The organism is Pseudomonas sp. Pse35 (assembly GCF_024519715.1).
Lineage (GTDB): Bacteria > Pseudomonadota > Gammaproteobacteria > Pseudomonadales > Pseudomonadaceae > Aquipseudomonas > Aquipseudomonas paracarnis.
In genome coordinates this window covers 1-15,114 of sequence record NZ_JALJRP010000051.1, presented here as the reverse complement: position 1 = coordinate 15,114, position 15,114 = coordinate 1, and the positions used below count along the sequence as shown (strand labels likewise).

At 61.0% G+C, this 15,114-nt stretch carries 9 protein-coding genes; 5 read left to right on the top strand and 4 right to left on the bottom strand.

Annotation, left to right across the window (positions count from 1 at the left end; translation table 11 throughout):
- Window positions 1-15 precede the first annotated feature (15 nt).
- Both OC445_RS25850 and OC445_RS25845 read right to left on the bottom strand, forming a co-directional pair.
- Window positions 16-288 (bottom strand): type B 50S ribosomal protein L31, encoded by a 273-nt coding sequence (locus OC445_RS25850; RefSeq protein ID WP_034126440.1) that lies wholly within the window; start codon window positions 286-288, stop codon window positions 16-18.
- Window positions 289-449: 161 nt separating this feature from the next.
- A complete protein-coding gene (locus tag OC445_RS25845) occupies window positions 450-1,328 on the bottom strand; it encodes a hypothetical protein (RefSeq protein WP_198791339.1) in 879 nt (292 codons plus the stop codon).
- Window positions 1,329-1,584: 256 nt separating this feature from the next.
- Between OC445_RS25845 and OC445_RS25840 the strand changes: the two genes are divergently transcribed.
- The 4 genes from OC445_RS25840 (at window position 1,585) to OC445_RS25825 (ending at window position 5,115) form a co-directional block, all read left to right on the top strand.
- Complete coding sequence (locus OC445_RS25840) at window positions 1,585-3,204, top strand: FMN-binding glutamate synthase family protein (RefSeq protein ID WP_054897693.1); 1,620 nt, start codon at window positions 1,585-1,587, stop codon at window positions 3,202-3,204.
- A gap of 12 nt (window positions 3,205-3,216) precedes the next feature.
- Entirely contained in the window at window positions 3,217-3,501 is a 285-nt protein-coding gene (locus OC445_RS25835) for a putative quinol monooxygenase (RefSeq protein WP_054917577.1), read from the top strand.
- A 61-nt stretch (window positions 3,502-3,562) separates the two neighbouring features.
- Window positions 3,563-3,859, top strand: coding sequence for a cupin domain-containing protein (locus OC445_RS25830; protein WP_262020428.1), 297 nt, complete (start codon window positions 3,563-3,565; stop codon window positions 3,857-3,859).
- A 125-nt stretch (window positions 3,860-3,984) separates the two neighbouring features.
- Window positions 3,985-5,115 (top strand): OpgC family protein, encoded by a 1,131-nt coding sequence (locus OC445_RS25825; RefSeq protein WP_198791338.1) that lies wholly within the window; start codon window positions 3,985-3,987, stop codon window positions 5,113-5,115.
- A gap of 199 nt (window positions 5,116-5,314) precedes the next feature.
- Here the strand turns inward: OC445_RS25825 and OC445_RS25820 are convergent, their stop codons facing one another.
- Together OC445_RS25820 and OC445_RS25815 are read right to left on the bottom strand one after the other, a co-directional pair.
- Complete coding sequence (locus OC445_RS25820) at window positions 5,315-6,733, bottom strand: amino acid permease (RefSeq protein ID WP_054897689.1); 1,419 nt, start codon at window positions 6,731-6,733, stop codon at window positions 5,315-5,317.
- A gap of 376 nt (window positions 6,734-7,109) precedes the next feature.
- A complete protein-coding gene (locus OC445_RS25815) occupies window positions 7,110-11,690 on the bottom strand; it encodes a hypothetical protein (protein WP_262020427.1) in 4,581 nt (1,526 codons plus the stop codon).
- A 183-nt stretch (window positions 11,691-11,873) separates the two neighbouring features.
- On the opposite strand from OC445_RS25815, the gene OC445_RS25810 reads away from it, so the two are divergent.
- Window positions 11,874-14,972 (top strand): transglycosylase domain-containing protein, encoded by a 3,099-nt coding sequence (locus tag OC445_RS25810; protein ID WP_198791336.1) that lies wholly within the window; start codon window positions 11,874-11,876, stop codon window positions 14,970-14,972.
- Window positions 14,973-15,114 lie beyond the last annotated feature (142 nt).

The following is a 15,114-nucleotide window of genomic DNA, read 5'->3' as shown; positions in this document are numbered from 1 at the left end:
GCCGCCGAATCATGCTCATGCGTCAGCTTTTTTCGGGCTCGACCCAAACGATGCAAAACGCTTGTTGAACCCGGCAATCCGGCCTTCGGCCTGGGTCTTGCGCTGCTGGCCGGTGTAGACCGGGTGCGAGGCGCTGGAGACGTCCAGGGGGATGTAGGGATAGGTGTTGCCGTCGCTGTGTTTCTGGGTGCGATCACTGTCGGCGGTGGAACCGATGAGGAAGAACACATCGGCGGCGGTGTCGTGGAACAGCACGGTGCGGTAGTCGGGGTGGATACCAGCTTTCATGAGGCCTCCGGGGCGTCTGGGTGCGGTTGATTTGTTATACAGTAACACAACACCGAACATCCAAACGAGAACCTCTTGCAATAAAGGTAGAGCGCGAGGAGCTATGGGGCCTTCTGGAAATCCGTTTCCTGGGGCGTCCAACCATTAAAAACCAAACTGGCTTAACTGCTGATCTTATCCAGTGCTGACTGGGCCTCATTCGGCTTGGCTTCGTTGTTCTTCACGGCATTGATATACCTTTTAACGACGCCGACAAGATTTCCTCTCGTAGCGCTGGCGAGCGCTTCATCGAAACCATCAGCCCGAGTTTTGTCAAAACCCGCCTTGGCCCCTTTGATAGCTCCGATCACTCCCGGTTCCGAATCGCCAATACCTAGAAGAATGTTGCTGAGTCCAGGGATAAACCGGGTTCTCTTTCCAGCCTCGCCGGCAGCCCATTGCACGTTATCTTTGTTGGTGCCGTCCTTCCTGACATGGGTGTCGCTGGTACTATCCAGACGGTGATGCTCACGCAAGGCTAAATAACCCTGCTCCGTAAAGTCTTTCCACATGCCTGCAGGTGTACCGTGCCGAGCGTCGCCGCTACGGGTAATGCCTTCAAGGTCGCCATTGCCGTGCGCCTTGCCTCGGTGTTCGCCGTCAGCCGATAAGGACGTATCGATGTAGTTGAGCACCCGCGCAGCGTTGAAAGCTGCATCAGCCCGTGCGTCCGGGTCTTTGTTGTTACTCGTCCAATCCCCCAGAAGTTTGTAAGCCAATGAGCGACTGACATCTTTTTGATGACCCAGGTTTTTGAGGATCGGATTATCGTTGATGATTTGTTCGGCGGTGCGGTTATCACCCGGTGGGCGGCCTGTGGCGATCTCCGGCTTTCGGCTCACATCCTGCTCAGGTTTTTCGTTGCCTTCAATGCGTTTTTGTTCTTGGGCGACTTGCTCCCGTAGCGGGCCGGTTAACTGGCTTTTATTCCAATCGTGGCTGGAGGGGGCAGAATTCCAGACATTGGAAAAAACATTCGCTACCGCTATCGATGTCGTCATAGGTAAGTCACTCGTTTTGGTCGTTATAAACTCCCTCTTGATAAAGTGTCCTTACTTCACAGCGCCCGGTCACAACCAGACACTCAATGAATGGTGACGGGGCAGCAATACGTTCCTGATCAAGCTGATAGTTTTTTTGTCGGTACAAATACGCAGAGGCTCAAATAGCTGACTGGACGATCAATCCTTGTCCGTGCTTTGTCGACAGGTGCAGAATGGTTAATCGACCTGAAGAGTCCGAACCCAAGGAAACCGTATGAGCCTGTCCTTGTTAAGCCGCTACGCCTTCTTTGCTGTGTGCGTCATTTTCACCCTCGCCAGCCTTCCCTTTATCGAACATGAATGGCTGTGGCCGATCACGCTGGTCACCGGTGTACTCAGCCTGATCGGCATTGTCGACCTGCTGCAAAGCCCCCATGCGGTGCGTCGCAACTATCCGATCCTGGGCAATATCCGTTATCTGGTAGAAACCATCCGCCCGGAAATCCGCCAGTACCTGCTGGAGTCCGACAGCGACGCCCTGCCCTTCTCCCGCGCCCAGCGCTCGCTGGTGTATTCGCGCGCCAAGAACGAAACGGCAGACAAACCCTTCGGCACCCTGATCGACGTGTACCAGTCAGGCTTCGAATTTATCGGCCACTCCATGCGCCCTGCGCCACTGAGCGACCCCAGCAGTTTTCGCGTGATGGTCGGCGGCCCGCAGTGCACACAGCCGTACTCGGCGTCGGTGTTCAATATTTCGGCGATGAGCTTCGGCTCATTGAGCGCCAACGCGATCCGGGCACTCAACCACGGCGCCAAGCTCGGCAACTTTGCCCACGACACCGGCGAAGGCAGCATCAGCCCCTACCATCGCGAAAACGGCGGCGACCTCACCTGGGAACTGGGCAGCGGCTACTTTGGCTGCCGCACCAGCGACGGCCGTTTCGACCCCGAACGCTTCGCCGTGCAGGCTCAGAACCCCCAAGTGCGCATGATCGAAATCAAGATGAGCCAAGGCGCCAAGCCCGGCCATGGCGGGATTTTGCCCAAGCACAAGGTCACCCAGGAAATCGCCGACACCCGCGGCATCATGATGGGTGAAGACTGCATCTCGCCGTCGCGTCACAGCGCGTTTTCCACGCCGATCGAGCTGATGCAGTTCATCGCTCAGTTGCGCGAACTGTCCGGCGGCAAACCTGTGGGCTTCAAGTTCTGCCTGGGCCATCCGTGGGAATTCATGGGCATCGCCAAGGCCATGCTCGAAACCGGCATCCTTCCGGACTTTATCGTGGTGGACGGCAAGGAAGGCGGTACCGGTGCCGCGCCGGTGGAATTCACCGACCATATCGGCGTGCCGCTGCGCGAAGGCCTGCTGTTCGTGCATAACACCCTGGTGGGCCTGAACCTGCGCGACAAGATCAAGCTCGGCGCCAGCGGCAAGATTGTCAGCGCGTTCGACATCGCCAGCGTCCTGGCCATCGGCGCCGACTGGGCCAACTCGGCGCGTGGTTTCATGTTCGCCATTGGCTGCATTCAGTCGCAGTCATGCCACACCAACAAATGCCCGACTGGCGTCGCCACCCAAGACCCGCTGCGCCAACGCGCGCTGGTGGTGCCGGACAAGGCCCAGCGCGTGTTCAACTTCCACCGCAACACGCTGCATGCCCTGGCAGAAATGCTCGCCGCCGCCGGGCTCGATCACCCGTCGCAGTTGTCGGCCAAGCACTTGGTACGACGCATGTCGGCGACCGAGATCAAACTGTTTTCGCAGTTGCATGTATTCCTCAAGCCTGGGGAATTGCTCACAGGGGAAGTGAACGGCGAGTTTTATTCGCGGATGTGGCAGATGGCGCGGGCGGACAGTTTTGAGCCGCATGAAATTGCTGCAGCCTAAAGGACACCTAGCATGTTGAAAGTCATCGCCGAAGACTTTATCAAGCCCGAACATTTGGAAACCGTGCGCCCTTGGTACGCTGAACTGGTGGAAAAAACCCGCCAGGAACCGCTGTGCATCGCCTACGATTTGTTCATCGATCAAAAAGACCCTGGGCACTTCATTTTTATCGAGCAATGGCCAGATCAAGCGGCGCTGGATGCGCACTGCCAGACCGAGCACTTCACCCGGTTGGTGCCCCAGATCAATGAGCATCAAGCCAAGCCGTGCCGGGTCTTGTTGATGGACACTTTCTGACAAGCCCCACCGCCTGCTGAACCGGACCACCGACGGCATCGTTGAAAACAAGGAGATTCACATGCCGTTACTGGACTTCGCCGCAATCGCCGCGCAACTGCCCGACAGTTGGACATCCACACGCCTGGGCCAGGTTGGCCCGGCGCGGATCAAAGTACTGCGCATGGATGAACAGACGTACGAGGAAGAAACCCACGACTACAACGAAGGGTTGTTGGTGATCAGTGGGTACTTGCACCTGCGCATCGGTGATCAAGCCATCAGGGTGGACGCCGGCCAGATATACCTGGTGGAAGCCGGCACTGCCCACGGTGTGCTCGCCGGCAGCCAGGGCACCCTGGTGATCATTGATCTCTAGAGACATTCAGTAATACCCAGCCTTTGCAATTGCTTACAAATACCGCCAACCTCCGCCCGCCCGACGTGCGGCGACGCCCGCGCTCACCTATCGTCATTAAACAACTTGTTCAAGAGCCCGCTGCCATGCTGAACGGACGCGACCCGCGCATCGACTTTTTTCGGGGCCTGGCATTGATCTTCATTTTCTGGGATCACGTGCCTCACAACCCCCTCGCCAACATCACCGTGCAGAACTTCGGGTTCAGTGACGCCGCGGAAATCTTCGTGTTCCTGGCCGGCTACGCAGCCGTGCTGGCCTACGGCAAGATTCTGCAGCGCGAGGGCTATCTCTTCGCCTGCCTGAAAATCCTGCGTCGGGTGTGGACACTCTACGTGGCGCATATTTTCCTGTTGGCGCTGTTGATGGGCATCGTGATTTTCGCCAACAGCCATATCGAGACTCGCGACCTGGTGCAGGAAATGGGCCTGGGGTATTTTCTCAGCGATACCCAACAGGCCTTGATGGATGAGTTGCTGCTGCGCTTCAAGCCCAACCTCACCGACCCGTTGCCGTTGTACATCGTGCTGATTCTGAGCCTGCCGCTCACCCTGCCACTGCTGGTGTATGTGCCCAACGTGATGGTGGCGATCTCGGTGGCGGTGTACCTGCTGGCGCCCTGGCAGGGCTGGAATTTGCCCGCGAGCAACGGCGGAGTGTGGTACTTCAACCCCATCACCTGGCAATGCTTGTTCATCCTCGGCGGCGCAGCCGCGTTGCGCTCACCCAGCCGCGCCGAAGCGCGGCCGTTGCTGCGCCAACCCTTGTTCGTGGCCGCTGCGCTCTACGTGTTGGTGACCTGTGTGATCACCTTGTCTTGGCGCTGGCCCGAGGTGCATGACGCCTGGATGCCACGCGTGATTGGCGAATGGCTGTACCCCATCAGCAAGACCGACCTGTCGCCGGTGCGCCTGCTGCACTTCCTGGCATTGGCCTACGTCACCGCCAAATTGCTCCCCGACGTCGGCTGGACGCAGCAGTGGCTGGCCCTGCAATTGGAGAGGATGGGGCGTTACTCCCTGGAAGTGTTTTGCCTGGGCGTGGTGCTGGCGCCACTGGCCGACATGCTCAATGCCATGGCCGGCGACAGCCTGGCGATCAAGTTATCCACGGCCTTGGCGGGCGCTGTGTTGATGGGCTTATTGGCGGCATGGCTGGACCTGAACAAGCGCCTGGACCAACGCTACGCCAGCCGCGCCGTCGTCGCGACTACATAGTTAGCGGCGCCGCCGGACACGGGGGTGGCAACTGAACCACCGCTTTCGCAGGCAAGCCAGCTCCCACATTGGTTGGGTATTGCCCACGGAGTCAGCGTCCGGCACCAATCCCCTGTGGGAGCGGGCTTGCTCGCGAAGGCGAGGGGTCAGTCAATTAATCTGCAACTGAACCACCGCTATCGCAGGCAAGCCCGCACATTTAAACGGAGCGGGTCGCGCTGCTATTGGCGACGGCGGGCTGCAACTTGAATACGTAGTACAACACGGTCAACAGCACCAGGAACGCAGGCCCGACATACAGCGCCACACGGGTCTCCGGGAAGTACGCCATCAGGCCCACCACCAGCACCAGGAACGCCAGCGCCAGGTAGGAGCTGACCGGGTACAGCCACATGCGGTACTTGAGGCCCGCCTGCTCCGCCGGGCTCAGGCCTTTGCGGAATTTGAGCTGGGCCAGCAGGATCATCAGCCAGGTCCAGATCGCGCCGAAGGTGGCGATGGAGGTCACCCATACGAACACCTGGTCCGGCACCAGGTAGTTGAGCAGTACGCCCAATAACAAGGCAAAGATCGACAACAGCAAGGCCTTGCGTGGCACGCCGTTACTGGAGGTGGTGCCGAACGTCGCCGGCGCCTGGCCGTTCTGCGCCAGGCTGTAGAGCATACGCCCGGTGCTGAAGATGCCGCCGTTGCAGGACGACAGCGCGGCGGTGATCACCACGAAGTTGATGATACCCGCGGCAGTCTTGATGCCCAGACGCTCGAAGGTCATCACGAACGGGCTGCCCTGGGTGCCGATTTCATTCCACGGGTAGATCGACAGGATCACGAACAGCGCGCCCACGTAGAACAGCAGGATGCGCCAGAACACCGAGCCGATGGCGCTGGGAATGGTCTTCTGCGGGTTACGCGCTTCACCGGCGGTAAGGCCGATCATCTCGACGCCCAGGTAGGCGAACATCACCATTTGCAGGGACATCAACACGCCCTGCACACCATTGGGCATGAAGCCGCCATGGGTCCACAGGTTGGAAATGCCCAACGCCACGCCGTCATTGCCGAAACCGAAGGCGATGATACCGACGCCGCCGATCACCATTGCAATGATGGTGACGATCTTGATCAGCGCGAACCAGAACTCGAACTCACCGAACGCCTTGACCGCGATCAGGTTGATGGTGCCCATGCTGATCAGCGCCGCCAGTGCCCAGATCCAGCGTGGCGTATCGGGGAACCAGACCCCCATGTACACCGCCACCGCGGTAATTTCTGCGACGCAGGTCACCAGCCACAGGAACCAGTAGTTCCACCCGGTGAGAAAGCCTGCCAATGGACCGAGGTAATCCTGCGCATAGCGGCTGAACGAACCGGCCACCGGGTTGTGCACGGCCATCTCTCCGAGGGCGCGCATGATTACCAGGATCGCCAGGCCGCCAATGATGTAGGAGAGCATGATCGCCGGGCCGGCCATTTCGATGGCCTTGGCCGATCCCAGGAACAGCCCCACACCGATACACGCGCCGAGCGCCATCAGGCGGATATGCCGTTCGCCGAGTTCGCGTTTGAGCGGGCCGCCTTGAGCGGTCTCGCCAGGGGGCAGTGGTTTGCCGACAGGCATAGGAATACAACCTCATTTTGTTATTGGATTTGGCCACCGAGCCTGGGCGTATCCGCGGATGGGCTGATACACCGGCTGGACCGAACTCGCCTCATGGGCAAATCCGCCTGGTGCGACTCACGCGCACAGGTCAGCGGGCGTGCAGTATAAAAAGCTAACGTCAGGTCTTTTCACTCAATAAACAAGGAAATTTGGCGATAAGCCCCGAGAAAAACCGCTTGGACGGTGCAAGCACCAAGCGTCTAGATCGGCCTTCCCGGCGCAAAACGGCGCAGAGTATTGCATAACCGGTCAGGATCGGGACACCTGGGGGCAAGCACATGATGGCGCGGTTCTGCACCCCGAGGCCGTTCAAATGTGGGAGCCGGCGTGCCGTTCAGTCCACACTGAAAAACAAACGTCTGGCCAGCAGCCGGGAAATGCTCGCACGGTCGATGTCCAGGGTTTGCTGCACGCGCCCGGTCTGGCCGCTGCGCATGCGGGCGAACGCCTGGGCTTCAGCTTCGGCCTGGGCCTGGCGCCCCAAGCGCTGCTGCTCGGGGCTTTTGATGTGGGCGGCGGTGTAGTGATCGTCCGGGCCCAGGCGGGTTCCATAGTGAAAGTGCGCGTAACACAGCGGCTGCGCCGTTTGCGCATCCTGCACAACATAGACTTGCAGAAAATCCACGGTTTTACCCTTGAGGCGTACGCGGGCACCTTGTCGCTGGATGCGCACCTCATTGAGCGCGTGCAGGAAATCGACATCTTCGGCCCGCGTCAGCTTGAGTTTGCTGGCCCGGACACGCGCCTCGACACCCGCCGCCTCCAGGCGCGTCGCCGCGGCCCGCAAGTCGCTGGCCCGCACCCTGGCGTTGGCCTGCTGGGTGGCGGCCAGCCGTGAAACGTCCAGGCTGCGTAATTTTCTGTCGATATCCGCCGCCACCATGCGCCGACTGTTGGCTTGCGCCGCCAACAGGGCTTGCAGGGATTCGGGCTCACACCTGTCCGACATGCCTTGCACCTTCGCAATCGCGTTGTCGACGCCTGCCAACAGCCGCAGGCCCTTGTTCACCAGCGCACCCAGTTGCGGGTTGGCCGTACGGGGTTTGGCCGGCGGTTCCACCGCTTCCCATACGCCGTCGTCGGCCTCGGTGAAGGTGGCGATCACACTGCCCTTGTCGTCCACCAGCTCTGCGGTGCCGGTCGGGCCTTTGACCCGGGCCACATACACATCGCGGTTGCGCGTGCGGATGATCTTTTTTTGCCGCGAGCCTGCTGCCTCTGCCTTGACCGACACCACGCCGGGGGCGGTGTCCAGCAGGTCAGCCAGTTGCTCCTCAACCTGACGGTGCAGGCCAGACAGCAACGTCTGGAGTTTTTGCAGATTGGCCAAGTCAAAGGTGTCCGACGCCATGGCGCGCCAGAACTGAATGTGGTCGTCGGTGAGCGCATAGATGCGCCCCAGGCTTTTGAGCACTTCTACACGTTCTTCCCGCGCGATGGAAAGATGCTCCAGGTCCGCCAGGGAGCGGCTGGCCCAGCGGGCACGATTGATCACCTGGTTCAAGCTGTCAAAAAACTCCGCCTCCAGCGGTGGGCCTTCGATATCAATGGTGATGCCCCACAGTGTGGTCACTTGCAACGCTTGCAAATCCAGGACCGAAGGCCGTGCAGCCAAGTCATTTTGCAGCTCGCGGGCCTTGTTGTGCCCAAGCCGCGGCACTGCCCTGAGTTGGTCAATATAGGTTTTTTCCAGCGTGCGCCAGCGAATCGCCGCCTCCTCGGCTGCCACTTGCTCACGCATGTTGCGGTCCAGGTCAGCATGGGCCTGGCGATTAAGATCGGAGCCGGCTTCGTCCTCACTCTCATCTTGCAGGACATCGAGCAGAGGGCGGATGCGCGCATTGATCTGCAGCATCTGCTCACGCGTGTCGGCATCCAGTAATTGCAGGCCCAGAATCAGTGATTCCAGCACTTCACAAAGTTCTTCTTCATACCGAGGCCGTGGCTTGATCGCACGCAAACGCATCAGCAATTGCAGCTCTTGTTGCGAGGACGTCACCTTATTCTGCATTTCCTTGCGGTAGCGTTCCTCAAGTTGCGCCAACTGTGCCTCGGTAACCTTGCCCTTTGATTCGCGCGCCAGCTTACGCGCCACGATCATGGCTGCACCGGCCCTGTCACGTGCGCGCCCAGCATCACGATATTGCTGTTCAAGGCTCGGCTCGGACACTTCAAGTGCCTGCAGTTCGGCTTCGAGCGCGGAATCGGCATTGCCCCCTGGCAAGTGCAATCGCGCATCAAAATCCCAATACCCGTCACCCAAGGATTTCAACCAGGGACCTTTCTCGCGGCCATCGGCGCTGACGACCCGCACCGCATTGGCCTCGTCCACCACCCGATACACGTGCCCGCGTACCAAGGCATGCCATTGCGGTGGTGAAAAGGAAGTGTCATAGACCAAACCCTGGCGCGGGCCGCTTTGCTCGGCGTTGCTCCATTCTCCGGAGAAAACCCTGAGGCTCAGGCGGCGTGCCCGAGCATTCTGCGCGGTGGTCAGGTCTTTACGCGCATTACTCCAACGGATCGGGGTGTGGAACATTGCAGGCACGGGGACACGAACAGGCGCCGACGCGGCGGGCTCGGCGTGCGCCAACGGCGCAAAGACGGGGTGCTCCAGTTGCAGCGCCTGATGGGGGGCGTGGGGCGTGGCCTGGTGCGCAAGAATTGCCATCAGGTTGCTCAGTACATCCGTAACGGCTTTGTTCCTGGCCTGTTCATCGTCGCTGGCCAGGTCCTGAATATCCTGCTGCAGGCTGTCGACCAATTGCACCAGCCATCCGCCCAATTGCAACGGCCCGCTGGTCAACGGCAGGACACTGGCAAACAACAGCCAACCTACCTCTTTCATATGGGCCCAGCGTTGTTCGGCGTTCGATACCGATTGCCGGTCAGCCAGGGCAACCAGAGCCTTTGCCGTGCCGTTGAACACCAGGGTGCAGGGGCCTTGCGTGCCCAACTGCTTGTGCAGTTGCGCCGCCGGCGGTTTGTCATACACGCCGAACTCATCGCCAGGCAAAAAGCGACGGATATGCGGTTCATTGAAGCCGCCGTTGGCGTAGACCGCCTGGCGTGCCGGAGCGATCCAGGTCAACACGCTGTCCTGTAATGGGCCTGGCGCCTTGATGGCCTCGAACAACGCGTGGATCGACGCGTACTCCTGCAACATCGGTTCGAGCAATGGCCGGTACAGCAGATGCACGCCCGCCTGCCCGGCCCTTGGGCCAATGATGAAGTGCGCGGTCACCTCATCGGCGTCAGCAGCCGCCGAAGCCTTGAACGCCAGCGGCCACAGCGCCATTGCCTGGTCCTGTACCGTACGATCGGCCAGACGCGATTGCAACGCAGCCTGCACGCGCCTGAAGCCATCCAGCGTCAGGCCGTGCTCGTCCTTGATCTTCAGTTCCAACGCCAGCATCGGCAACTGCACGCGTAATTGGCGCTTGAACAACTGCAAGCGCCGAGCGTTTTCGGTTGGATCATCCAAGAGCTTTCTTTTCAACAAAGCCGGGTAAGCCTGGCCGACGTCAGCCGTTTGCACACACCCGCTCAGCAGGTCGTAAGTCAACCAACCGGGCGCCGGGGCGTCGTTCAACGTGATGCTGGTGACGGTGTGAGGGAACCCGGCCAGGTTTTCCAGCGCCAGTTCGGTCAGGCTTACGGTGATCAGGTCGACTTCACCCGCTATGAAACCTCCCGGCACCGGCACTGCGGCGGCAATCACCCGTTTAAAGGTCAGCTGAACATCGGCAGGCAGCACTTTGCGCGCCGCTGGTTGGGCGTGCAGGCAAGTTTTGAGCGCGTCATCGGCAAACTGACGGATCGAGTCGATACCGTCGAGATACTGTTTTCCGCCATTTTGCTCGCGGGCCACCACCAGCGCCTGGAGCAGGCGCGCATAGGCGATGCTGTCTTGCTCGTCGGCGTGGGCCAGCCACAGCGGCATGGCGCTGCGCAGCGCTTGCTGACGTGCGCCCAGGCTGGCGACGAACCAGCGTCGCGGATCGGTGATGTAGTCGAGCAACGCCTGATGCTGCCCCGGTGCAAGTGCCAGGTTGCGGTCAATCCGGTCGATATCGCGCAGTTGACGTGCCAGGTAGCTCGCCGCCAGGGCGTCGAACGGATCGCTGTCAACGTCCTCGGCAAACCATTGCTCTACGCGCGCGCCCTCAGCAAAAGCCGGCAACCAAGCAGCGATTTCGTCCTCGTCGCGCAGCGGGTGCAGGCCACTGGCCGGGCTGAACAGCAAGCGCTGTTGCCCGTGAATAAGGACCAGCACCGGCAGCATCTCGACGGGCGGCCCCGCCAGGTAAACCGCCTGCACCCGCAATGCATCGCCGTGGGCGCTCCACTCGTTATCCGGGCGAATCGGATGCAGCAGGGTTTTGGGGAACAGTGTGGCGAATTGCTCCTCGCTGTATCCCGGCGGCTTGGGTGAGTCATATAGCAGTGTCAGCAGGTCATCCGACAGGTAGCCCCAGCGCGTCATGTTCACCGGCAGCTCTTCAGACCACCAGGCTTGCAGGCGTTTCACATAGGTCCTCCACAGCAGTGCGCCGCAACGGTTGATCAGCCGTTCCAGTTCAACCAGGCTCGGGCCACCTTCCACAAACACCTCGCGCACCCGTTGGGCGACCACGTGATAGTCCGCCACCAGCAACACCGGGCCGGCGAGGGCCAGGCGTTGCAGCAGCCACTCGGACAAGGCCTGGTAAACGAGGCTACCGTCAGTGTCGGAGGGCGCAGCGATATAAATCAGACCGGCCTGCCATTTGTGTTCAGCAAAATGCTGGTCAAGGTAGGCCTGGGCGCTTTCTTGCGCTACCGCCAGCAATGACGGCGGCTCGCGAAACAACGTTTCGATTTGCTCGCTCGTGATGAGGTGCTGTGAGTCGGCTGGAGGGGTGGAAGCGGTCATGTTGATACTCTGAGGGCAGTTAAAATCAAACGCTAACCGCCGCCGAGCGACCCGCTGGCCTAGACAATTAACGCCTGCCATGACGCGCTGTGTGCTGCCCCGTCGACAAACTTCATGGGCAAGGCAATTCGCGTCTACGCTTCAGACAAGTCCGATCAATCTGTAGGAATGGATCAGTCGACTATGGGCGCACTGTGGCAAACCGACTCGCACCAGGCTGAAGCCGACAGCCCGTCACCCGCCCCATTGCCGAAAAAATTCAGACCTCCCCGGCCATGGCGCCGGCTGTTCTGGCTGATCCTGCTGCTGGTGCTGCTCGCCCTGGGTTTTGCCGTGTTGCGCGAGATGCACAGCGCTCGCTGGCAAGCTCGCACCCTCAGCCAATGGGCCGCGCAGTTGACCTACCGCGTCGAACCCGGAGCCAGCGATGCGATCCTGTACCCCGGCGCCGGGCCCTTCGATCAGCGCCTGGGCTACAGCGCCCTGGACGACTTCCTGCCGCGCCTGCTCAAGCGTAATTACGTGATCGAGTCCCAGGCACGCTTCTCCGCGGCGCTGATGAACTACAGCCGTCACGGCCTGTTTATTCCCTACGCAGAAAAAATCCAGGCCGGGCTGAGCATCACCGATTGCCGCGCCGCGCCGCTGTATCAATTCAATTACCCGACGCAGTTGTATGCGCAGTTCAGCGACGTGCCACCGTTGATGGTGCGCAGCCTGCTGTTTATCGAAAACCGCGAGTTGCTCGACCCGCAGCCAGCCCAGGCCAACCCGGCGGTGGACTGGCCGCGCTTTGCCAAGGCCGCGTGGTCACAGGTTGCGCGCCAGCTGCACCTGCCGGGGCAAACGGCGGGCGGCAGCACCCTGGCCACGCAGTTGGAAAAGTACCGCCATTCGCCGGACGGCCTGACCCTGTCGGGCAGCGAAAAACTGCGCCAGATGCTCTCGGCCAGTGTGCGCGCCTATCAGCACGGCCCCGACACCCTCCTCGCTCGGCAGAACGTGGTGCGCGACTACCTCAACAGCGTGCCGCTTTCGGCAGTGCCCGGCCACGGCGAAGTGCACGGCATGGCCGAAGGCCTGCGGGTGTGGTATGGCGCCGACTTCAACCAGGTCAACCGGGCCCTGGCCGACACCACGAACACCGCGCCCAGCCTGGCGGCCCGTGGCCTGGCGTTGCGCCAAGTGCTGTCGCTGATGATCGCCCAGCGCCGCCCGTCCCACTACCTGACCAAGGGCCGCGATGAGCTGGCGCAGTTGACCGACAGTCACCTGCGACTGCTGGCGCAACAGGGCGTGATCGAGCCGGGATTATTGAAGGCAGCGCTGGCCAGCCAGGTCACCTACCGCGACTGGCAGCAACAACCGACCACCCAGAAGATCGAGGCCAACAAAGGCATCAGCGTGGCCCGCAGCCGCCTGGCCGCGCTGCTCGATCGCCCGCTGTACGACCTCGACCGCCTGGACCTGTCCGCCACCAGCACCTTGCAAGGCCGACTGCAGGAGCAGATCACCGCGTACCTCAAGCAACTGGCCGACCCGGTCTATGCCAAAGAGATCGGGCTGCTGGGCGAGCGCTTGCTCACCCCCGCCAGCACGCCGCAGGTGCGCTACAGCTTTACCTTGTTCGAGCGCACCGCCGACAGCGCGCGCGTGCGGGTGCAGACCGACAACACCGACCAGCCGTTCGACATCAACGAGGGCAGCAAGCTTGAATTGGGTTCTACCGCCAAGTTGCGCGTGCTGACCACCTACCTGCAAATCATCGCCGAGCTACATGAGCGCTACGGCGCATTGACGCCAGCAGCGTTGAAAAAAGTCGAGGTCGCCGAGCAGGACCGCCTCAGCCGTTGGGCCGTGGACTACCTGCTGCAAAATCCCGGTAAATCCTTGGCAGACATGCTCGAAGCGGCCTTGGACCGCACCTATTCGGCCAGCCCCGGCGAAAGCTTTTTCACCGGTGGCGGCCTGCACCGCTTCCATAACTTTCGCAACCAGGACAACGGCCGCAACCCGAGCCTGCGCGATGCCCTGCGCGAGTCGATCAACCTGCCGTTCATCCGCCTGATGCGCGACCTGGTGCGCTACGTCACCTACAGCAGCGCCAACAACAGCGCGCAGTTGCTCAAGGACGACAGCGAGCCACGCCGCCAGGAATACCTGGCGCAATTCGCCGACCGCGAAGGCACCGCTTTTTTGCTCAAGTTCTGGAAGAAGTACCAGAAAAAAGACACCCAGGCGCGCCTGGAAACCTTCCTCGACAGTCTGCATCCCACGCCGATCCGCCTGGCGGCCGTGCACCGATACCTGCTGCCCGACGCCAGCCGCGAAAGTTTCAACAGCTTCCTGCGTGCGCGCCTGGCGGGAACCAAAGGCCAGCAGACGCTCAACGACAAACGCCTCGACACGCTGTACGACAGCTACGGCCCAGGCGCCTATGACTTGCCTGACCAGGGCTATATCGCCAAGGTGCACCCGCTGGACCTGTGGCTGATGGGCTACCTGCTCAACCATCCGGACGCGACGTTCAGCGAGATCGTCAAAGCCAGTCAGTTCGAACGCCAGGAGGTTTACAGCTGGTTATTCAAAAGCCGCCATCAGAGCGCCCGCGACGGGCGTATCCGCACCATGCTGGAGATCGAAGCGTTTCTGGAAATTCATCAGCGCTGGAAAGCCGTGGGTTATCCGTTTGACCATCTGGTGCCGTCGCTGGCGACCGCCATCGGCAGCTCCGGCGACCGCCCGGCAGCGCTGGCCGAGTTGATGGGCATCATCCTCAATGACGGCGTACGCATTCCGGTGCTGCGCATCGACAGCCTGCACTTTGCTGCCGGTACGCCCTATGACACCCGCCTGATCAATGCCCCCGACCGCGCCCGCCGAGTGATGCCTTCCGAGGTGGCGACGGCCCTGCGCGGCGCGCTCTCCCAGGTGGTCGATGCCGGCACCGCCAAACGCGTCGCCGGCAGTTTCAAACACGCCGACGGCACACCGTTGGCCATGGGCGGCAAGACCGGCACCGGCGATAACCGTATCGAAGCCATCGGTGCCGGCGGGCGCATTCTCAGCTCCAAAGCAATCAACCGCACCGCCACCTTTGTGTTTTATATCGGCGAGCGCCACTTCGGCACGCTCACCGCCTTCGTGCCCGGCAGTTCGGCGCAGGGTTTCACCTTCACCTCGGCGCTGCCTGTGCAGGTGCTCAAAGGCATGGCGCCCCTATTGATGCCATACCTGCAAGGCGACGAGCAGAACGCCTGCGTGAGCAGCACCGGTAAATGAACATACAGCGCAAAGTGCGATGCAGTGGTTATGTATTGGCCTTTCATGGGCATAGGTATCTACACAACTTTTGTAGCCACTGCCGACGCTAACCACGATGCGAAGCGAGCCGCTCTTGCTCTTGCTCTTGCTCTTGCTCTTG

What these genes read in the sequence shown, in the direction of transcription:
- OC445_RS25850 (WP_034126440.1), bottom strand. Translation starts at nt 288, where the DNA reads ATGAAAGCTGGTATCCACCCCGACTACCGCACCGTGCTGTTCCACGAC.
- OC445_RS25845 (WP_198791339.1), bottom strand. Translation starts at nt 1,328, where the DNA reads ATGACGACATCGATAGCGGTAGCGAATGTTTTTTCCAATGTCTGGAAT.
- OC445_RS25840 (WP_054897693.1), top strand. Translation starts at nt 1,585, where the DNA reads ATGAGCCTGTCCTTGTTAAGCCGCTACGCCTTCTTTGCTGTGTGCGTC.
- OC445_RS25835 (WP_054917577.1), top strand. Translation starts at nt 3,217, where the DNA reads ATGTTGAAAGTCATCGCCGAAGACTTTATCAAGCCCGAACATTTGGAA.
- OC445_RS25830 (WP_262020428.1), top strand. Translation starts at nt 3,563, where the DNA reads ATGCCGTTACTGGACTTCGCCGCAATCGCCGCGCAACTGCCCGACAGT.
- OC445_RS25825 (WP_198791338.1), top strand. Translation starts at nt 3,985, where the DNA reads ATGCTGAACGGACGCGACCCGCGCATCGACTTTTTTCGGGGCCTGGCA.
- OC445_RS25820 (WP_054897689.1), bottom strand. Translation starts at nt 6,733, where the DNA reads ATGCCTGTCGGCAAACCACTGCCCCCTGGCGAGACCGCTCAAGGCGGC.
- OC445_RS25815 (WP_262020427.1), bottom strand. Translation starts at nt 11,690, where the DNA reads ATGACCGCTTCCACCCCTCCAGCCGACTCACAGCACCTCATCACGAGC.
- OC445_RS25810 (WP_198791336.1), top strand. Translation starts at nt 11,874, where the DNA reads ATGGGCGCACTGTGGCAAACCGACTCGCACCAGGCTGAAGCCGACAGC.